The 18245-nt window shown below is 65.5% G+C and carries 19 protein-coding genes, 3 tRNA genes and 1 pseudogene; 18 read left to right on the forward strand and 5 right to left on the reverse strand.

Annotated elements, in window-relative coordinates:
• Nucleotides 1-266, forward strand: a pseudogene (locus tag NH448_RS01845) (selenide, water dikinase SelD); the annotation flags it as partial.
• Nucleotides 263-1369: a tRNA 2-selenouridine(34) synthase MnmH gene (gene mnmH, locus NH448_RS01850; RefSeq protein WP_253028363.1), complete on the forward strand. Its 1107-nt coding sequence runs from the start codon at nucleotides 263-265 to the stop codon at nucleotides 1367-1369. The pseudogene NH448_RS01845 and the gene mnmH, both read left to right, overlap by 4 nt.
• Here mnmH and NH448_RS01855 read toward each other — a convergent pair.
• Nucleotides 1366-2055 (reverse strand): type 1 glutamine amidotransferase, encoded by a 690-nt coding sequence (locus NH448_RS01855; protein ID WP_108131591.1) that lies wholly within the window; start codon nucleotides 2053-2055, stop codon nucleotides 1366-1368. The two genes, mnmH and NH448_RS01855, sit on opposite strands and share 4 nt — an antisense overlap.
• A 71-nt stretch (nucleotides 2056-2126) precedes the next feature.
• Between NH448_RS01855 and NH448_RS01860 the strand changes: the two genes are divergently transcribed.
• Complete coding sequence (locus tag NH448_RS01860; RefSeq protein ID WP_045994664.1) at nucleotides 2127-2420, forward strand: MGMT family protein; 294 nt, start codon at nucleotides 2127-2129, stop codon at nucleotides 2418-2420.
• A 131-nt stretch (nucleotides 2421-2551) separates the two neighbouring features.
• Nucleotides 2552-3136, forward strand: coding sequence for a YjaG family protein (locus NH448_RS01865; protein ID WP_045994665.1), 585 nt, complete (start codon nucleotides 2552-2554; stop codon nucleotides 3134-3136).
• 108 nt (nucleotides 3137-3244) lie between these two features.
• Here NH448_RS01865 and hisF read toward each other — a convergent pair whose 3' ends face one another.
• The 4 genes from hisF to hisB form a co-directional block, all read right to left on the reverse strand.
• Nucleotides 3245-4018, reverse strand: a complete 774-nt coding sequence (gene hisF / locus NH448_RS01870; RefSeq protein WP_045994666.1) for an imidazole glycerol phosphate synthase subunit HisF — start codon at nucleotides 4016-4018, stop codon at nucleotides 3245-3247.
• Nucleotides 4019-4027: 9 nt separating this feature from the next.
• Entirely contained in the window at nucleotides 4028-4768 is a 741-nt protein-coding gene (gene hisA, locus NH448_RS01875; RefSeq protein WP_045994667.1) for a 1-(5-phosphoribosyl)-5-[(5-phosphoribosylamino)methylideneamino]imidazole-4-carboxamide isomerase, read from the reverse strand.
• Between the two features lie 134 nt (nucleotides 4769-4902).
• Complete coding sequence (gene hisH, locus NH448_RS01880; RefSeq protein WP_045994668.1) at nucleotides 4903-5544, reverse strand: imidazole glycerol phosphate synthase subunit HisH; 642 nt, start codon at nucleotides 5542-5544, stop codon at nucleotides 4903-4905.
• Nucleotides 5545-5644: 100 nt separating this feature from the next.
• A complete protein-coding gene (hisB, locus tag NH448_RS01885) occupies nucleotides 5645-6238 on the reverse strand; it encodes an imidazoleglycerol-phosphate dehydratase HisB (RefSeq protein WP_045994669.1) in 594 nt (197 codons plus the stop codon).
• Between the two features lie 173 nt (nucleotides 6239-6411).
• Between hisB and NH448_RS01890 the strand changes: the two genes are divergently transcribed.
• The 14 genes from NH448_RS01890 (at nucleotide 6412) to NH448_RS01955 (ending at nucleotide 18245) form a co-directional block, all read left to right on the forward strand.
• Complete coding sequence (locus NH448_RS01890) at nucleotides 6412-6861, forward strand: acetyl-CoA sensor PanZ family protein (protein ID WP_045994670.1); 450 nt, start codon at nucleotides 6412-6414, stop codon at nucleotides 6859-6861.
• Nucleotides 6858-9218 carry an AsmA family protein gene (locus NH448_RS01895; protein WP_045994671.1) on the forward strand — a complete coding sequence of 787 codons (2361 nt, stop codon included), beginning with the start codon at nucleotides 6858-6860 and terminating at the stop codon, nucleotides 9216-9218. The genes NH448_RS01890 and NH448_RS01895 overlap by 4 nt, the downstream gene beginning before the upstream one ends.
• A gap of 154 nt (nucleotides 9219-9372) precedes the next feature.
• Nucleotides 9373-10452, forward strand: a complete 1080-nt coding sequence (gene mutY, locus NH448_RS01900) for an A/G-specific adenine glycosylase (RefSeq protein ID WP_045994672.1) — start codon at nucleotides 9373-9375, stop codon at nucleotides 10450-10452.
• A 181-nt stretch (nucleotides 10453-10633) separates the two neighbouring features.
• Complete coding sequence (locus NH448_RS01905) at nucleotides 10634-10906, forward strand: oxidative damage protection protein (RefSeq protein WP_045994673.1); 273 nt, start codon at nucleotides 10634-10636, stop codon at nucleotides 10904-10906.
• A 95-nt stretch (nucleotides 10907-11001) separates the two neighbouring features.
• Nucleotides 11002-11077 (forward strand) — tRNA-Phe (locus NH448_RS01910).
• Nucleotides 11078-11084: 7 nt separating this feature from the next.
• Nucleotides 11085-11159 (forward strand) — tRNA-Gln (locus NH448_RS01915).
• A gap of 72 nt (nucleotides 11160-11231) precedes the next feature.
• Nucleotides 11232-11307, forward strand: a tRNA-Thr gene (locus NH448_RS01920).
• Nucleotides 11308-11445: 138 nt separating this feature from the next.
• Nucleotides 11446-12312, forward strand: coding sequence for a ParA family protein (locus NH448_RS01925; RefSeq protein WP_253028364.1), 867 nt, complete (start codon nucleotides 11446-11448; stop codon nucleotides 12310-12312).
• Nucleotides 12299-13702 (forward strand): replicative DNA helicase, encoded by a 1404-nt coding sequence (gene dnaB, locus NH448_RS01930; protein ID WP_045994675.1) that lies wholly within the window; start codon nucleotides 12299-12301, stop codon nucleotides 13700-13702. Before NH448_RS01925 ends, dnaB begins: the two co-directional genes overlap by 14 nt.
• Nucleotides 13699-14079 (forward strand): hypothetical protein, encoded by a 381-nt coding sequence (locus NH448_RS01935; protein WP_253028365.1) that lies wholly within the window; start codon nucleotides 13699-13701, stop codon nucleotides 14077-14079. The genes dnaB and NH448_RS01935 overlap by 4 nt, the downstream gene beginning before the upstream one ends.
• Nucleotides 14072-14308 carry a hypothetical protein gene (locus NH448_RS01940; protein WP_045994676.1) on the forward strand — a complete coding sequence of 79 codons (237 nt, stop codon included), beginning with the start codon at nucleotides 14072-14074 and terminating at the stop codon, nucleotides 14306-14308. The genes NH448_RS01935 and NH448_RS01940 overlap by 8 nt, the downstream gene beginning before the upstream one ends.
• Before the next feature lie 75 nt (nucleotides 14309-14383).
• The gene (locus NH448_RS01945) at nucleotides 14384-16288 is read left to right on the forward strand and encodes a ParB family protein (protein WP_045994677.1); all 1905 of its coding nucleotides are present in this window, start codon (nucleotides 14384-14386) and stop codon (nucleotides 16286-16288) included.
• Entirely contained in the window at nucleotides 16285-16887 is a 603-nt protein-coding gene (locus NH448_RS01950; protein WP_023004696.1) for a DUF2857 domain-containing protein, read from the forward strand. Before NH448_RS01945 ends, NH448_RS01950 begins: the two co-directional genes overlap by 4 nt.
• Entirely contained in the window at nucleotides 16887-18245 is a 1359-nt protein-coding gene (locus NH448_RS01955; protein WP_045994678.1) for an STY4528 family pathogenicity island replication protein, read from the forward strand. Before NH448_RS01950 ends, NH448_RS01955 begins: the two co-directional genes overlap by 1 nt.

Below are 18245 nucleotides of genomic sequence, written 5' to 3' on the forward strand. Positions count from 1 at the left end.
AGTCCGAGGCTTACCGGCGCCAGGGCGCGGTACCCGGCGGCACCCGTCGCAACCGTGACGCCCTGGGGGCCAGCCTGCCGCAGATGGATGAGGCCCACTGGCAGTGGCTGTGTGATCCGCAGACCTCGGGCGGTCTGTTGATCTCGGTACACCCGTCCTGGGAGGACGATGTCGAGCGGGTCGGCCGCGAGTTCGGTATCGAGCTTGCACCCTTCGGCGAGGTCGTCGAGGCCAGCGGTGAGGCGCTGATCGAGGTGCGCGGATGAAGTTGCCGCTGGTCCCGGCGGATCCCGCCCTGCTGGTCGAGGGGCGCACCTTGATCGACGTGCGGGCGCCGGTGGAGTTCGCCCAGGGCAGCCTGCCCGGGGCGGTCAACCTGCCGCTGATGAACAACGAGGAACGCCATCAGGTCGGGATCGCCTACAAGGAGTCCGGCCAGCAGGCCGCCATCGCCCTGGGCGAGCGGCTGGTGTCCGGCGAGATCAAGGCCGCGCGCATCGAAGCCTGGAAGCGTCAGCTCGAGGCGGCCCCGGACGCCATCATCTACTGTTTTCGGGGTGGCCTGCGCTCGCAGATCGCCCAGCGCTGGCTGCTTGAGGCCGGCGTCGAACGACCGCGCATCGAGGGTGGCTGGAAGGCCATGCGCCAGGCGTTGTGCGCACGCATCGATGACGCCGCCGCCCAGCCCATGCTGGTGGTGGGTGGCCTGACCGGCTGCGCCAAGACGTCCATCGTGCAGGCCCTGGACAACGGTCTGGATCTGGAGGGCTGCGCCCGTCACAAGGGCTCGGCCTTCGGCCGCCATCCACTGATCGCCCCCAGCCAGATCGACTTCGAGCACGCCATGGGCCTGCGACTGCTGTCATTGCACGGGCCGCTGGTGCTGGAAGACGAGTCGCGCCACATCGGCGCGGCCAATATACCGCTCGAGTTCTGGCGGGGAATGGAGCCGGCGCCGAGGATCCGCGTCGAGATGCCGCTGGACTGGCGCCTCAACCAGATCCACAAGGACTACATCGACGACCTGTGGACGATCTATCGCAATCAGTTCGGCGAGCGCCTCGGCTGGTCACTGATGCGCAAGCAGTTGTCGACGGCGCTGGGGCGACTGAAGAAGCGCCTGGGCAGCGCGCGACTGGCCCGCCTGCAGCGGCTGCAGGCGCTGGCCTTCCGCGAGCAAGAGGCCGGAAACCGCCAGGCCCACGAGGCCTGGCTGGCGCCTTTGCTTACCGAGTACTATGACCCCATGTACCGCTACCAGCTGGAGAAGCACACCGAGCGTCGCTTCCTGCATGTCGGTGACTGGGACAGCTGCCTCGAGTTTGCCAGGGCCTGGAGCCAGCAGCAGCGGGACGGGGTGGCGAATTAGACGTCCGGTGCCGTGCGCAGCCACTGGCTCAGCAGGCGATCCAGCAGCGGCGCCAGGGTATCCAGGCGCCGGGCCTCGGCAAGGATCGTTTCTGGCGACTGGGTCCTGGGGCTTGCGTCGGCGCCTTGCGGCAACGGCATCGTCTCGAGAAAGGCCGTCAGGCTCTCCTGGTGATGATGCAGGTGGCAGGCCAGGCCAACCACCCGGCCGGCGTCCCAGGCGAAGCCGAGCACCGGGCTTGTCGGCGTGCCGCCCAGCGGCAGGGCGTCATCGGGTAGTCCGAACACCTGGCGATGCCACAGCAGGGCGGGGAAGTCGTCGGGCAGGTCGAAGGGGCTGTCGTCGGCCAGGCTGACGGTCTGCCAGCCGGCTTCGGCCTGGGTGCCACGGCCCACTGGAGCGTCCAGCGCTTCGGCGATGCGCCGGGCGCCGGCGCCGAGCCCGAGCAGCGGCTTGTGGCCGTCGAGCATCTGGTCGATCAGCTTGCGTTCGGCCTTGAGCCAGGGTGCCTGGTCGCGGTCCTCGAGATCGTCGAGGATGATCAGGGCGTCGCAGTCCCCGGGGCGCGGCACCAGCTCACCGTCGTAGAGGTGGAAGACGGTGAAGCTGTGGCCCATGCTAGCAAGCCAGTCGCCGATGCGTGCGGGGCCCAGGTCAGGATGGTGCTTGAGCAGATGAAGGTGCATGGGGGCCTCGCTCAGACTGAGGGTGGGCGGCGCCATCCCTCGATGAAAATGCAACCAGAACGAAAGGTTACATGAATCCGGACGTCCGAGAACAGATTCTTACCATCATCAGCGAGATTCCTTCGGGGCGGGTGACCAGCTACGGACGCATCGCCGCCATGACCGATGGGGCCAGCGCACGCATGGTCGCGCGGGCGCTGCGCGATCTGCCGTCGGGGCATGAGCTTCCCTGGTTCAGGGTGGTGACGGCCTCGCGCAAGCTCGCCGACCATGGTGGAGCCGACGAGCAGCGCAAGCGTCTGATCGATGAAGGTGTGGCCTTCGATGAGCGTGGACGGATCGCCCAGGAGCGCTTCTGGCCTTGAGTCGCCCAGTCCGCTTTCGGCCATCGCCGTTTTCCCGACATTCGACACGCGACCCTCGACCTTCGACTCTCGCCCCTTGAACCTTGAATAAAGGGACCGGCAGCCCGTTTATTGCCAGCACAGGAGCCATCATGGCAAAGCCAGGATTTCACCAGCGCCTGCAGGCGCTGACTCTACGTCAGCAACAGGCCTTCATGGCCGCGTTGACCGAGCGCATGCTGCCCAACTATGCGCTCTACGCCGATACCAGCGGTCACGGGGATCTGGCGGGCATGAGGGCGATCCTCGACCTGGTGTGGGAGCAGTTGACGGTCAAGGACGCCAAGATCGACTTCGATCTCCAGGCCGAAAAGCTCGGCGAGCTGGAGCCACCCCAGCAGGACGACAGCTTCGGTGCCCGTCGTGCCCTTGATGCGGTGGTCGCGTTGTCGGCGATCCTCGACACCCTGAGGGGCGATGCGCCGGACGCGGTGCTTGAGGTCAGCAAGGTCTCGAAGGCGGCGGTGCGCTCCTTTATCGAGCTGACCGAGGGAGAAGACGATGCCGAAAAGCTCGCCCAACTGGTCAAGCAGCACCCGCTGATGGAAGACGAGAACGACTTCCAGGATGCGGCGCTGGAGGCGGCCGAGGAAGAGCCGAGCAAGAAGCACGTCAAGGCGTTGAGAAAGCTTGGACGCAACGGTGGTGTCAGCAATCTGGGGCTGACCCTGGACTGACCCAGGCCACTGCCCGCACAACCAACAACCCCCGCCGGGCTACCCGGGCGGGGGTTGTTGGTTGCTGGCTCCGCAAGCCCTGGCTGAAGAGCCAGCCAAAGGCGTCGGTCAGAGGCGCATGGTGATGCCCTTGTCGGCCATATAGCGCTTGGCCTCGGGGATGGTGTACTCGGCGAAGTGGAAGATGCTGGCCGCCAGCACCGCGTCGGCGTGGCCTTCGGTCACGCCCTCGACCAGGTGGTCGAGGTTGCCGACACCGCCGGAGGCGATGACCGGCACCGCCACCGCATCGCTGATGGCGCGGGTGACGCCCAGGTCGAAGCCGGCCTTGGTGCCGTCGCGGTCCATGCTGGTCAACAGCAGTTCGCCGGCGCCGTACTCGACCATCTTCTTGGCCCATTCCACCGCGTCGAGCCCGGTGGGGCGACGGCCGCCGTGGGTGAAGATCTCCCAGCGAGGGGCTTCGCCTTCCTCGCTGACGCGCTTGGCGTCGATCGCCACCACGATGCACTGGCTACCGAAGCGCTCGGCGGCTTCACGCACGAACTCAGGGTTGGTCACCGCTGCGGTATTGATCGAGACCTTGTCGGCGCCGGCGTTGAGCATGGTGCGGATATCGTCGCAGGTGCGGATGCCGCCGCCTACCGTCAGCGGGATGAACACTTCGCCGGCGATGCGCTCGACCATCTCCACCGTGGTGTCGCGGTCCTCGTGGCTGGCGGTGATGTCGAGAAAGGTGATCTCGTCGGCGCCCTGCTGGTTGTAGCGCTGCGCCACCTCCACCGGGTCGCCGGCGTCACGGATGCCGACGAAGTTGACACCCTTGACCACTCGGCCGGCGTCGACGTCGAGACACGGTATGATGCGTTTGGAAAGAGCCATGGAGCCTCCTCAGCCTTGGGTCAGTTCGTCGCACAGGCGCTGCCCTTCGGCGACGTCCAGGCTGCCTTCGTAGATGGCGCGTCCGGTGATGGCGCCGAGAATGCCCGGCTCGCCAGCCGCCACCAGGGCGCGCAGGTCATCGAGGTTGGTCACGCCGCCGGAGGCGATGACCGGAATGCCACCGTCCCGGGCCAGGGCTGCCGTGGCCTCGACGTTGACGCCGTTCATCATGCCGTCGCGAGCGATATCGGTGTAGACGATGCTGGAGACGCCGTCGTCGGCAAAGCGCTTGGCCAGATCCACCGCCATCACCTCGGACACCTCGGCCCAGCCGTCGGTGGCCACGCGGCCATCATGGGCGTCGAGGCCGACGATGATATGGCCGGGGAAGGCGCGACACATTTCGGTCACGAAGTCAGGCTCCTTGACCGCCTTGGTGCCGATGATCACCTGGGAGACGCCGGCCTTGAGGTAGTGCTCGATGGTCTCGGCGCTGCGAATGCCGCCACCGATCTGGATCGGCAGGTCGGGGTACTGGCGGGCAATGGCGGTCACCGCCTCGCCGTTGATCGGACGCCCCTCGAAGGCGCCGTTGAGGTCGACCAGATGCAGGCGCCGCGCGCCGGCCTCGACCCAGCGAGCGGCCATGGCGACGGGGTCGTCGCCATAGGTGGTGGCCTCGTCCATGCGGCCTTGCTTGAGACGAACGCACTGTCCGTCCTTGAGATCGATGGCGGGAATTACCAGCATGTTGTGTCCTCGGGGTGCCTTTTCAGGGGCGTGCCAGTGTGATCGATGCAGGCAGGGCGTAGGCCGTGCCGGTGCAGATGTCGGGCGGCGGCCAGGGCAAGCGAGCGCCTGCCCGGCCGGCGCTCAGGTCTGGGTCAGGGGTTCCACTGGACAAAGTTCTCGAGCAGCCTGAGGCCAGCACGAGCGCTCTTTTCCGGGTGGAACTGCACCGCAAAGGTGGCGTCACGACCCACCGCCACATGGGCGCTGACGCTGCCGTAGTCGGTGGTGCCGAAGACCTCGGCGTCATGCTCGGCGGCCACATAGTAGCTATGCACAAAGTAGAAGTGCGAACCGGGCTCGATACCCTCCCACAGCGGGTGGGCGTTGGGCTGCGCCACCAGGTTCCAGCCCATGTGCGGGACCTTCAGGCGAGCGCCGTCACTGTCCTGCATGTCCAGCGGAAACCGCTTCACCTGACCAGCGAGGTGGCCCAGGCAGTCGATGCCGCCGTTCTCGTCGCTGTGGTCCATCAGCATCTGCTGACCCACACAGATGCCCAGCAGCGGCTTGGACTGGCTGGCCAGAAGCTCGCGAACCAGGCCGCTGAGCTCGGTACGCTCCAGTTCGCCCATGCAGTCGCGGATGGCGCCCTGTCCCGGCAGCACGACACGGGTCGCGCCCTGGATCGAACGAGCGTCGCGGGTCACCAGCACGTTCTCGTGGGTGACGTGTTCCAGTGCCTTGGCGACGGAATGGAGGTTGCCCATTCCGTAGTCGATGACGGCAATGGTCATGAAGCGCTCCTTGGTGGTTGGCCCGGAGGGGCGCCGCTGCCGGCGACCGCCTCGCTTGGTGTCTTGTCGTCTTGTTGCTGTTGGACCGCAGCCGGCGGCGTTAGAGGCTACCCTTGGTGGAGGGCAGCTTGCCGGCCATGCGGGGGTCCTCGGCGGCGGCCATGCGCAGGGCGCGGCCGAAGGCCTTGAAGATGGTTTCCGCCTGATGGTGGGCATTGAAGCCCTTCAGGTTGTCGATATGCAGCGTGACCTGGGCGTGATTGACGAAGCCCTGAAAGAACTCCCAGAAAAGCTGGGTGTCGAAACGCCCGATGGTGGCGCGGGTGAACTCGACGTTCATGGACAGGCCGGCACGGCCGGAGAAGTCGATGACCACCCGGGACAGTGCCTCGTCCAGCGGCACATAGGCGTGGCCGTAGCGATAGATGCCGCGCTTGTCGCCGATGGCCTGGTTAAACGCCTGTCCCAGGGTGATGCCGAGGTCCTCGACGGTGTGGTGGTCGTCGATGTGCAAATCGCCGTTGACGCTGATGTCCAGGTCGACCATGCCGTGGCGGGCCACCTGGTCGAGCATATGGTCGAGGAAGGGAACCCCGCTTTCACCCTTGAGGTTGCCCTCGCCGTCGAGGTTGAGGGTGACGCTGATCTGGGTTTCCTTGGTGTCACGGCTGACCGTGGCAATACGCTCGGACATGTCGTCTCCTGCGCTCACGCGCATGTCGGAATTGGGGGCCTTGTTTCTAAGGTGGGCCGGTCGCGGTGCGAGGCGCACAAGACAGCCATTATAGTGAATCGGCACCCCCATCCGCTACAATGCAGCCATTCCAGTGGCGGCCGTCGCCGCCCTCCGGCCAAGGGAGACAGCGTATGCCGGTGACCCTCTTTCGCGTCGACCAGGATGTCTGGGACGCCGATGAACAGGTGCGGATCGATCTGACCCGCATTTATGCCGATGCGCCGGAGGAGCGCATCAAGCTCCCGCCGGGAGCCTACGTGACCCGCCAGCTTGAACATGGCTTCTTCTGGGCGGCGCGCTTCAATGATCGCCTGCTCGGTGCTGTCGCCGTCAGTCCTGGTGACGGGCGCTGGCGCATGTTCGACCTCTGTGTTCGCAAGACCACTCGCCGGCGCGGCGTGGGCTCGCGCCTGCTGGCGCTGATCAGCGCTGCCGCCAACCGTGACGGCGTGGCGCTGAGCGTGGCCGGTTCGCAGCTGACCCTGGCCGACCAGATGCTGCTAAAGCGTCTGGGCTATCAACTGACGCGAAGCGGCGATGATTTCCAACTCGATCTGCCCACCGGAGAAAGCGGCAAATGAAACGACTCGTAAGAACCCTGCTGGCGGTCGTCGGCGTCCTCGCCCTGGTCACGGTGGGCGCGGTGGTCTACGTCACCACCTTCTTCAACCCCGAGGACATGAAGCCGAGGCTGGTGTCCGTGGTGAAGGAGCACACCGGGCTCGAACTGTCGCTGGAAGGCCCATTGGAGTGGTCCTTCTATCCGCGCATTGGTGTCAGCGTGGCCGAGGCCGAAGCGCGCCTGCCGGATCAGGCGGATGACGCTCAGGCCTTTGCTGCCTTCTCCGAGGCCTCGGTCAGCCTGGCGTTCACACCGCTGTTGCGCGGCGAAATCGCCATCGACGGCCTGACCTTGGATGGGCTGTCGCTGAATCTCGAGCGCGACAGTGATGGCACCGGCAATTGGGAGGCGCTGCTCGAACGCCTCGAAAACAGGGCCGATGACGCCGAAAAGGCGCTGGCGCCGGCTAGCGCAGGCCCCAACCCGGATGATGAAGGCGGTCTGTCGGTGGCCCTGAACATCGCCAGCGTCGAGGTGACCAAGGGCCATCTGAGCCTGGTCGATCATCAGGCCGGCCGCGAGTGGCAGGCCGAGAAGCTCACCATCAACGGCAGCAACGTCAATCCGGATACCGCCTTTCCGCTTAGCTCCACCTTCCAGCTGAAGGTGTTCGACCAGCTCGATGGCGGCGGTGAGGGCGAAACAACGGAAGAGCGCACCCCTGGCCTGCAAAGCGATGTCACCCTGGAGAGCGACGTCAATCTGGGGCTCGCCGACAGCCGCCACGTGCTCAGCGACGTGATGCTGGAGACCAGTACTCTCCTGGCCGGTGCCTCGGAACCCCAGGAGGCGACCCTGACCAGCGACGAGGTGGTGCTGAACCTTGGCGAGCAGCGTCTGCACATGGCGCCGAGTCAACTGGACGCCAGCCTGCTGGCACCCCAGTTAGGCGAGAAGCGTGTGGCCATGACGCTTTCGTTCCAGCTGGAGTCGGACTTCGACGCCGGTACCGCCCAGCTGCGCGATATCGCCTTGAGCGGCCCCGATGGTCTGTCGATCAAGGGTAATCTCAACCTGAAGGAGCTGAATTCGGCGCCACGCTATGACGGCCAGGTGCGTCTGGCACCGTTGTCGCTGCGTGCCTGGCTTGCGCGCATGGACGCCATGCCCAGCATGTCCAGCGACGAGGCGCTGTCGGAAGTGGCGCTGACCAGTCCGGTGGAAGGCACCCTCGAGCAGCTCTCGCTCAATGGTCTGACGCTGGTGCTCGATGACAACACCTTCTCCGGTTCCCTCGGTGCACGCTTTGATGGCACCCGGGTCGATCTCGATCTGGAAGGCGACCGCCTCGACGCCGACAGCTATCTGCCGCCGCCCGAGCAGGACACCGCCGCCAACGGCATTCCCGGTATCGCGTCGGCGCTGGCCCAGGACCAGGACAGCGCACCGGCGATCCTGCCGAAAAGCTTTCTGGCCGGGCTGGACGAGAGCGTATCGCTGGCGCTGGGTCAGCTGATCCTGGGCGGCCAGCGCTACCAGGATGTGTCCTTGAGCATGCAGGGCGAGGGTGGCAGGCACCGTCTGACCGGCTTCGAAGCGGGCTTCCATGAAGGTCGGCTTAAGGCCACCGGGGTGCTCGACGCCAGCGGCGATGACCTCGCCTGGCAGCTGGCGCCGGAGGTCGAGGGCGTGCGTCTGGAGTCGTTGCTGACATCGCTTGGGCAGGAGCCTGCCCCGCTCAGCGGCTCGCTGCATGCCAGTGGTGAACTGACCACCCGCGGCAACGCTCGCCATGAGCTGACCCGTCACCTCAACGGCACCCTGGACACGCGGATCAACGAGGGCAGCATTCCCCGCGCCAATATTTCGCGTCAGCTGTGTACCGCCGTGGCGCGCCTCGAAGGCGAGCAGACCACGCGCGAGTGGAGCGAGAACACCCGCTTCGAGAACATCAGCGCGCGCTTCACCATCCGTGACGGCGTCGCCCATAACGACGACCTGCTGATCACCCTGCCGGGTATCGAGGTCAGTGGTGGTGGTCAGCTCGATCTGGGCAGCCAGCGTTTCGATGCCGACGGGGCGGCGCGCTTTGTCGACACCGCCGATGCCGCCTGCAGCGTCAATCGGCGTCTCGAAAAGGTGCCCTTCCCGGTGCGCTGCGAAGGCAGCCTGGAGGGTGACAGCAGCCAGTGGTGCGGCTTTGACGCCGACGCCTTCAAGGCCAATCTGGGCGAGCTGGTCGCCGAAGAGGCCCGCTCCCGCGTCAACGAGGAAGTCGAGGAGCGGCTGGGCAAGGAGCTCGAACGTCTCGACGAACGCATCGGAGAAGAGGCGGGCAAGGAACTTCGTGACGCCGTCCGTGGTCTATTTAATTGAGCATCAAGCAAGCCAGTCACTGCGCCGACCTCCGTGTCGGCGCTTTTTTTCGTGTCTGACTTTTGAGTGATGATAACTAATTGGTTTTATGAAATATTTATCAGAAGTCTCTGGCCCTGACAGTCGGGTGAAAGGCGACAAGGATAGCGGTCGAGTGTCGCCGCTGCTCAGTACAGAGGTGTTTTCCCGGCGCCTGCTCGACTGGTTCGATGTGCACGGTCGCCACGATCTTCCCTGGCAGCATGATCGTACTGCCTATCGGGTGTGGGTCTCGGAAATCATGCTGCAGCAGACCCAGGTTACTACCGTCATTCCCTATTTTGAGCGGTTCATGCAGCGCTTTCCTGATGTAAAGGCCCTCGCCGAGGCCAGCCAGGATGAGGTCCTTCATCTGTGGACCGGGTTGGGCTACTACGCCAGAGGCCGGAATCTGCACAAGGCGGCCCGGGTCGTGGTGGAACAGCATGCAGGCGAGTTTCCCACTGACAGCCTCGATGCCATGGCCGCGCTGCCCGGCATTGGCCGCTCGACCGCCGGGGCGATCATCGCCCAGAGTACCGGCAGGCGAGCCGTCATTCTGGATGGCAACGTCAAGCGCGTACTGACGCGCCTGCACGCGCTGGAAGGCTGGCCCGGCCGGCCAGCGGTGGAACGCGAGCTCTGGCACCTGGCCGAGCACTACACGCCGGAACAGCGAGTGGTGGATTTCACCCAGGGCATGATGGACCTTGGGGCGACGCTGTGCCGCCGTGGCCAGCCGGACTGCGAGCGCTGCCCGTTCGCCGATGTCTGTGTGGCCCGCGCCCGAGGAGAACAAAAGCGCTTCCCGGAGTCCAAGCCGAAGAAAGCGATCCCCTTGCGCCATACCCGCATGCTGGTGCTGAGCGACGAGGCCGGGCGCATCCTGCTGGAGCAGCGGCCTTCCCAGGGGCTTTGGGGCGGGCTGTGGGGGCTTCCCCAGTTCGACAGCGACGCCGAGATCGATGCCTGGCTCGATACCCACGCGCCAGGAGCCGAGCGAGACGAGCCTTGGTCGAGCTTCGTCCATGTGTTCAGTCACTTTCGCCTGGAAATCACGCCGGTGCCGGCACGTGGTGGGCGAGTCGATGGCGTCGCCGAGGGGCGGCTGTGGTACGACCCCCAGGCGCCGGAGTCGGTGGGACTTGCCGCACCGGTAAAGAAGCTGCTCGCGTCACTTGCTCCCTTTGCCTTGAGCCAGCCACCGTCGCGTTGACGTCCGTGCTGCCCCCCCCCCCGTGCTGCCCCCCGCGCTGACCTTGGCGCACAGGGAGCCCGGGACGAGCGCCACGGCTCTGCAGCAACAGAACGCTTAAGTCTGGGCGGGGCACACTGCTATCCTCGTGCCAGCAGGCCACACCGTAGCCAGCAGGCCGTACCATAGAAAGGAGACCGCCATGAGTCAGACCGTGTTTTGCCGCAAGTACCAGAAGGAGCTCGACGCCTTGCCCTTCCCCCCGCTGCCGGGCAAGAAGGGGCAGGAAATCCAGGCGAGCGTGTCACGCCAGGCCTGGGAAGAATGGCAGGCGCTGCAGACCCGTCTGATCAACGAGAAGCATCTGAACATGATGGACCCGGCTAACCGCGAGTACCTGATGGAGCAGATGGAACGCTTCTTCGACAATGAAGAGACCGACCGCGCCGAGGGCTATGTCCCGCGTGACGCCTAGCCTTGCGACGCCTTGAAAAGCGCTCGCCATCATTTTGAAAGAAAAGGGGTTGACGGAAAACGGAGGAATTGGTTTAATACGTCGCGTTGGCAAGGGGCCAGATAGCTCAGTTGGTAGAGCAGGGGATTGAAAATCCCCGTGTCGGCGGTTCGATTCCGTCTCTGGCCACCAACTCTGCTGGGGTATCGCCAAGTGGTAAGGCACCGGTTTTTGGTATCGGCATGCGCAGGTTCGAATCCTGCTACCCCAGCCACGCCAACCCCGTTTCGGGTGAGACGCCCAAGGCGTAACACCAGAGCAGCAAGCGACCTCCCGGTCGGCCCGAGCCGGCATAGCTCAGTTGGTAGAGCAACTGACTTGTAATCAGTAGGTCCCGGGTTCGACTCCTGGTGCCGGCACCATCTAAAGCAGTGCAAAATCAGCTACTTACGAGCAAGAGTGGAATCCCCACCTGGCGTGTCAGTAGACCTGACAGCTTCGTGAAATAGAGACAGATCATCAGCCTCACACTTGTTTCCATCTGGAACCGAGGTGAGGTTATGCGCGTTGTATCTGTTATTTCGACCAAGGGCGGGGTCGGCAAGACCACCGTCACTGCCAATCTGGGCGGCCTCCTGGCCGATGCGGGCCTCAAGGTCCTGTTCATCGACCTGGACAGCCAGCCGACGCTCTCCAGCTACTACCCCCTTCGTACCGAAGCCCCCGGCGGCACCTACGAGCTGATCGCGCTCAGCGACACGGCGCCCGATCGCGTCATATCGCAGACGGCCCATCCCAACCTGGATGTGGTGATCTCCAACGATCACGCCGGCCAGCTCCCTCAGCTGCTGCTCAACGCCCCGGATGGCCGCTTCCGGCTAGCTCAGCTGCTCTCCAACCTGTCGGGTTATGACCTCATCCTGATCGACACCCAGGGCGCACGCTCCATCACCCTGGAGATGGCGGTTCTCGCCTCCGATCACGCTCTCTCTCCCATCACCCCCGAGTTGCTCTCCGCCCGCGAGTTCGTGCGCGGCACCGTTGGCCTGCTGCGCGATCTTGAAGCGCTCAGCCAGTTCACCCACCTCTCCGTTCCCCCCGTTTCCGTACTCGTGAATCGCCTGGATGAAACCGCCGATGCGCGGGGTATCCACCAGACCCTGGCAGAAATGTTCGCCGCCGGTGAGCAAGGCGTCACCGTCATGCAGAGCACCATCCGCGCTGGTGTCGCCTTCCGACAGGCGGCCAGCGCCGGCCTGCCGGCTCACCAGTTCGAGCCGCGCAAGCCCACCGGCCGCAAGTCACTTTCTGCTGCCGACCAGGTCAAGGCGATGGCCCGTGAGCTCAACCCCGACTGGCAGCCGCTGATCGACGCCATGGTTAGCACCACCGCTATGCAGGGAGGCTGCCACGATGAGTGCCATTGAGAATCTGGTCGAACTCCGGGTGGCAGAAGAGCGCCCGGAAGCCGGCTATCTGCCTCCGCACAGCCTGGAGGCGGAGCAGTCGGTGCTGGGCGGTCTTTTGCTGGATAACGCCATGTGGGACGAGGTCGCCGACCGCCTGGCCCCTGCCATGTTCTATCAGCAGGCTCATCGTCTGGTGTTCCAGGCGATCCAGGGGCTGGCCGAGCGCGACCAGCCGATGGACGTGGTGACGGTCTCCGAAGCACTGGAGGAAGCCCACCAGCTGGATCAGGTGGGGGGGCTCGCCTTTCTGGCAGAGCTGGCCCGTAATACGCCCAGCGCGGCCAATGTGGCGGCCTATGCCGAGATCGTGAAGGACCGCCATGCGCTGCGTCAGCTGATCCACACCTGCTTCACGCTGAACCAGCAGGCACTGAATGCTCAGGGCCGCACAGCCGCCGAGCTGATCGAGGAGGCCGAGCAGAAGCTCTTCGCCCTGACGGAGGAACGCCATGAGCGGCTGAGCTCCATGAAGGAGATGCTGGGGGAGGCCATCAACGTCATCGATCAGGCCTTCAATGCGCAGGGTGGGGTGACGGGGATCCCGAGCGGCCTGAGCGAGCTGGACGCCATGACCGCGGGCTGGCAGCCGGGGGATCTCATCATCCTGGCCGGCCGCCCCTCCATGGGCAAGACCGCCATGGGGCTCGGCTTTGCGGAGCATGCCCTGATGGCAGAGGAGGCTGCCGGTCCGGTGTTCATCTTCTCCCTGGAGATGCCCGAGTCGCAGCTGATGCTGCGGCTGATCGCCAGCCTGGGCAATGTCTCCCTGCAGAAGCTGCGCACCGGAAAGATGGAAGATGAGGACTGGCCCAAGGTAACCGCCGCGGTTAATCGGCTCACCCAGCTGGACGGGAAGCTCTTGATCGATGATGCCTCGGGCATCACCGCTTCCAGCCTGAAGGCCCGCGCTCGTCGCATGACGCGGCGCTTCGGGCGCCCCTCCATGATCCTGGTGGACTATCTGCAGCTGCTTCAGGAGCCGGGCAGCGAGAATCGTACCCTCGAGGTGGGCAAGGTCAGCCGCATCCTCAAGGAAACCGCCAAGGAGCTGCGCACTCCGGTGATTGCGCTGTCGCAGCTCAACCGCTCCCTGGAGACCCGCCCCAACAAGCGCCCCTGCATGGCCGATCTGCGCGACAGCGGCGCGCTGGAACAGGATGCCGACGTCATTGCCTTCATCTACCGCGACGAGGTCTATCACCCCGACAACGAAGAGAGCCACGGCCTGGCCGAGCTGATCCTGGGCAAGCAGCGCAACGGGCCCACCGGCACCGTGCACCTGGCGTTTCAGGGGGAGTCGGCGCGCTTCAAGCCGTTGGCCTGGCAGCATCAGGAGGTGACCCCATGAGCCAGTATCGCGTGCACACACCCGAACCCCGTTCCCGACTTTCACAGGCTCTGGCTCAGGTCATGAACGAAACCCGCCAGCGTCAGCTTGAGGCTGAGAAGGAAGGGCTCCCAGCCCTTGAGCATCTGATCCGCGTGGCCGAGGGCCACAGCGGCCAGTCCCACCACCTGCGCCGCCTCCTGCTCGGGCTCTACAACGGTTACCGCTGGCCCTTTGAGATGCAGCGGCTTCGCGGGCTCGACCCTGACTTGCAGGAGGGCGCCCTCGCGGTGATCCAGATGGCCACCTATAGCGGCCACGAGATCCACACCTTCATCGAGGGCGGTGATGCCTTGCTGAAACGCTTCTGGGAGATCGAGGAGGGCAACGATGAGTAAGTCGCTGTCGGCAGCACGAGGGTGCAAGGGGATGCAGCGCCTGCTGCGCTATGCCGCCACCCGGGGGTGGGAGGTGCAGCGTACGAGCGGTGGGCACCTGAGGTTCAGCAAGCCCGGCTGTGCGCCGGTTTTCACCTCCTTCACCACCAAGGACCGCCGTGCCGAGCTCAATGCACGCTCGCAGCTGCGCCGGGCGGAGGGGCAGCAGAGGGGCCGCCATGACGAGTGATGCCACTGTCATCAGCACCCAGGCGCCGTTAGCCGGCGCCCTCTCTGCCCGCTTCGTCACCGAGGAATACCGCCGATGAAACGCCCGACCGACCAGCAGCTTCGCGAGCGCCTGATGCAGCCCGGCCCCAAGCGTCAGGGGCAGCCCGTGGATGCCGTGACCCCGCCCGATCAGGAGATGGCCGTCTGGGTCACCCTGGACATGCTCAAGCCCTACGAGCACAACCCCCGGCAGGTTCAGAACCCCAAGTACGAGGAGATCAAGGCGTCGATCCGTGCCGCGGGCCTCAAGCACAAGCCCCCTGTCACCCAGCGGCCGGGGGAGCAGCACTACACCATCTGCGACGGTGGCAATACCCGCCTGCAAATCCTGCGCGAGCTCTATGAAGAGACCGGCGAGTCGCGCTTCCACGCCTTCTATGCCCTGTACCGACCCTGGCAGTCGGAAGTGAAGATGCTGACCGGGCACCTCAGCGAGAACGACAACCGCGGCCAGCTGCTCTGGATCGAGCGTGCCAAGGGCGTGGTGGACGCCAAGGCGATGTATGAAGAGGAGAGCGGCAACACGCTCTCGCAGCGCGAGCTGGTCAAGCGTCTGGCCGAGGACGGCTACCAGGTCGCCCAGAGCCATATCAGCAAGATGCTCTATACCGTCGAGCATCTGCTGCCCACCCTGCCCAACAGCCTTTACAGCGGCCTGGGGCGGCCACAGGTCGAGAAGCTGATCAGCTACCGGGAAGCCTGCCGACTGCTCTGGGAGCGCTGTACCGAGGAGGTCACGCTCGAGGGCTTTGGCGAGGCGTGGCACCAGACCATGGCCTGGTTCGATGACGAGGGCCAGACCGAGATGAACTGGAGCATGGTGGTGGACCGGCTGTGCGGCATGCTGGCGGACCACACAGGGGTGCACTTCAACGTCTGCGAGCTGACCCTCGATAACATCGTCACCTACCGCAAGCGCCGCTGGGACCTGGAAGAGCATCAGGCTTTTGAAGCCCTGGATGTAGAGCTGCAGCAGATGCGCGACCCCAACGCCCAGCCGCCCTCGCTCTATCCGCCGCTGCCCGAGCCCGCCACGGGCGGCGCGCCGGTGGCGAAGGGGCCCGTTTCTGATCCTGGCCGTGAGCCTCAATCTCAGCCTCAATCCGACTCCCAGGCCGAGCAGCTGCCATCGCCTCGCACCCTCAGCAGAGATGCGCCTACCGACGATGAGAGAGCAGAGAGCGCCGAGCTGATCCGGCTGCGTGAGCAGGTTGCCGCGCTGGAGCGCGAAAAGCAGCAGCAGAGCGAGTCACCGTCTCCCATGGCGCCGGTACTCAGCGAGCCGGCATCGGAGGCTGACTCAGGGCCCATGGTGGCACCCGCAGAGGAGGCGTGTGACTGGCCAGAGGGTGCTGCGCGGACGGAGGCCGAGCGGGCTGCCCGCCTCGAGGGGCTGACCCAGTCCCGCTGGGAAGAGACTCCGGGGAAGCGCGGCTACCGTCACCATCTGGCCAGCGAGCTCGGCGTGCCCAGCTTCGACTTCGAGCAGCTGGCCCCCCTGGCGGTACCGGTGCTCTCCGGCGAGACCACCCCGCCCATTGCCGACGTCTGGTTTATCGAAGGCGTCGAGGATGAGCCTCGCTCACTGCATATTCGTATCCGGGAACTGGTGCAGGTCATCGCCCGCTGGGGCGGCTTCGGCGGCAGCGATGTGGTGATCGCCGATGACGACGGCATCGGTTTCGACCTAAACCCGCTGCCCGAGTCGGCCGACCGCCGTGCACGCTTCGCCTGGCAGGCGCTGGCCAGCCTGCGCGGCGAGCTCAATCCCGAGTACCCCGCCGATGCCACCCTGTGGGGAGCGCTGCTGGGCACCCATCGGGAAGAGGGCGCTGAGAGCGCCTGGGACGATGCGGTACTGCTTCGTTTCTTCCGTCTGGTGCGGCTGATTCGCCGCCTTCGTGAACACCTGCAGGGACAACAGGAGGCCCAGTCATGAGCTCTTCATCCGCCAACCTGAATCAGGCGCTGCTCAGCCAGGTCATGGGGTTTCTTCGTGAGGGCAATATGCGCCGTGCGCTGGCCCTCGGCTTCAGTGAGGATGAGCTGCGGACCCTGCGGCGGCTGAGAGCGAGCGATATCGACTCGCTGGCCTGCGCAGGGCCGGTGGTAGCGCGCTTCTCGGTGGATCACGCCGCACTGCGCGGCGTCCTGGCGCGCATCGATCGTGACCAGGACCGTGAGACTCTGATCGACCGCTGCCTGAGGCTGGGGGCCAGCGTCAGCATGATGGGAGCGTTCTTCGGCCTGACCGGCAACGACTGCTCGACGCGCCGTCAGCTGTTGGGCATCGCGCCGCGCCAGGGGCGGCTGGCGATGCCGTCGGAGCAGGCTGAGCACGATGCCTGGGAGCGCTGGCAGCATATCGCCCTGGACCCCAAGGCGACCGATGACCTGCAGGGTATGGTGACCCTCGCCGAGGAGACCGATATCCCGCTGGCGGTGGTGTGGCACCTGGTCAAGCAGTGGGTCGACCCCGGCCAGCCGCGCACGGCGCCGCCGGCCGAAGAGTGGGCGTCACCTGAAGGAGAGCGGTGATGGTGCAGCTTCGCGATGCCACTCGGAAGAGGCTGGATCGCCTGATTGGCCAGGCGGCTTCCGAGATGACCCAGCGCCGGGGCGAGTCCCCGGCGTCCTCCGTTGTGAACGGTGAGGTTGCGCAGTCTGGAGAAGCCGCATCCTCGGGCCTCGATGGACTGCTGTTCTTCGGGAACCCCCATGAGACCGTGCCGCGGTCTCTGCTGCTGGATCCTCGCCTCGGGCACGTCGACAAGCTTGGCTGGCAGATGATGCGGATGCTGGTCAATCCGGACCGAACCACGGCGGTGCCGACCTATGACGAGCTGCAGCCCTTGCTGCGGGGGGCGCCGGGCCAGAAGGCATCGAGGGCCACGGTCGCCCGCGTTATCGCTGTGCTTCGCCTGACCCGCTGGGTCAGCCTCGGGCACCGGGCGCGCAACGAGCAGAACGGCCGCATTATCGGCAACGTCTATATCCTGCACGACGAGCCGCTCTCGCCCGCGGAAGCTTCGGTGCTGGATGCCGACTACGTGGAGTATGTGTGTCGCTGCCTGGATCACCAGAACAAGGTGGTCAAGGCCGTTGCTGCCATGGTGCTCGAGGAGCTCCAGGAGGCGGGAGCCCTGCATGAGCTGCCGACGCGTCTCGATACCATGGCCTCTCGGCCCAGGCAGGCCCAGCGCCGGTCGCCTGACAGGCATGACGCTGCCCAGTTCTCTACCGTGACTGACCAGAAGAACCAGGGCAGGCAGCCGAGTTCTCAGCGAGAACCCGGCCGAGTGTGCCGAGAGAACTCCCCTGGTTTTCAGAGAGAACCAAGTCTGGAGTCAAAGGCTTACCGGGCTGTCGAGGCAGTTTTCGATGAAAACTCGGGCAGTTCTTCCCGTACAGTACGTACTTCACACTGTGTAAAACCTACAGGTACTTCAGCCGTGAACCTGCACTGGCCGGCATGTCTCTCGATGGATGAGAGCGAACGCCAGGCGACTCAGCTGCTGATGGCTGAGCTGGCCGGCGACACCCAGCAGGCGATTCTCGACGAGGCGGCAGGGCGCGTGAGCGGTGGCTCGGTGCGAAACCCCAAGGGCTTCCTGCGAGGGCTGATCAAGCGAGCCATCGGCGGCGAGTTCGTGGCGACCGGCTATGCCCAGGCTCAGGCGAAGCGCCGGGTGGGGAGGGCGCCACAGGGGTCTTCCGCTGCCGCCGAGCAGCCGGCAGCTCGAAGCGTGCCGCCGTCCCCCACCCGTACAGCGGAGCCGTCGATTGCCGAGCCGAGCACCACCTCGCCCGAGGAAGCCCAAGCCGCCCGAGAGCAGTGTCTGCGCTCGCTGGGGTTGTGGCCATCGGCCGGGAAAAACCCACTCAGCGGCCATTAA

This window comes from Halomonas sp. OfavH-34-E, from assembly GCF_024124525.1.
GTDB lineage: Bacteria > Pseudomonadota > Gammaproteobacteria > Pseudomonadales > Halomonadaceae > Halomonas > Halomonas litopenaei.

Bases quoted from the DNA above. Each gene is read 5' to 3' on its own strand.
- mnmH (WP_253028363.1), top strand. From the start codon at position 263: ATGAAGTTGCCGCTGGTCCCGGCGGATCCCGCCCTGCTGGTCGAGGGG.
- NH448_RS01855 (WP_108131591.1), bottom strand. From the start codon at position 2,055: ATGCACCTTCATCTGCTCAAGCACCATCCTGACCTGGGCCCCGCACGC.
- NH448_RS01860 (WP_045994664.1), top strand. From the start codon at position 2,127: ATGAATCCGGACGTCCGAGAACAGATTCTTACCATCATCAGCGAGATT.
- NH448_RS01865 (WP_045994665.1), top strand. From the start codon at position 2,552: ATGGCAAAGCCAGGATTTCACCAGCGCCTGCAGGCGCTGACTCTACGT.
- hisF (WP_045994666.1), bottom strand. From the start codon at position 4,018: ATGGCTCTTTCCAAACGCATCATACCGTGTCTCGACGTCGACGCCGGC.
- hisA (WP_045994667.1), bottom strand. From the start codon at position 4,768: ATGCTGGTAATTCCCGCCATCGATCTCAAGGACGGACAGTGCGTTCGT.
- hisH (WP_045994668.1), bottom strand. From the start codon at position 5,544: ATGACCATTGCCGTCATCGACTACGGAATGGGCAACCTCCATTCCGTC.
- hisB (WP_045994669.1), bottom strand. From the start codon at position 6,238: ATGTCCGAGCGTATTGCCACGGTCAGCCGTGACACCAAGGAAACCCAG.
- NH448_RS01890 (WP_045994670.1), top strand. From the start codon at position 6,412: ATGCCGGTGACCCTCTTTCGCGTCGACCAGGATGTCTGGGACGCCGAT.
- NH448_RS01895 (WP_045994671.1), top strand. From the start codon at position 6,858: ATGAAACGACTCGTAAGAACCCTGCTGGCGGTCGTCGGCGTCCTCGCC.
- NH448_RS01905 (WP_045994673.1), top strand. From the start codon at position 10,634: ATGAGTCAGACCGTGTTTTGCCGCAAGTACCAGAAGGAGCTCGACGCC.
- NH448_RS01925 (WP_253028364.1), top strand. From the start codon at position 11,446: ATGCGCGTTGTATCTGTTATTTCGACCAAGGGCGGGGTCGGCAAGACC.
- dnaB (WP_045994675.1), top strand. From the start codon at position 12,299: ATGAGTGCCATTGAGAATCTGGTCGAACTCCGGGTGGCAGAAGAGCGC.
- NH448_RS01935 (WP_253028365.1), top strand. From the start codon at position 13,699: ATGAGCCAGTATCGCGTGCACACACCCGAACCCCGTTCCCGACTTTCA.
- NH448_RS01940 (WP_045994676.1), top strand. From the start codon at position 14,072: ATGAGTAAGTCGCTGTCGGCAGCACGAGGGTGCAAGGGGATGCAGCGC.
- NH448_RS01945 (WP_045994677.1), top strand. From the start codon at position 14,384: ATGAAACGCCCGACCGACCAGCAGCTTCGCGAGCGCCTGATGCAGCCC.
- NH448_RS01950 (WP_023004696.1), top strand. From the start codon at position 16,285: ATGAGCTCTTCATCCGCCAACCTGAATCAGGCGCTGCTCAGCCAGGTC.
- NH448_RS01955 (WP_045994678.1), top strand. From the start codon at position 16,887: ATGGTGCAGCTTCGCGATGCCACTCGGAAGAGGCTGGATCGCCTGATT.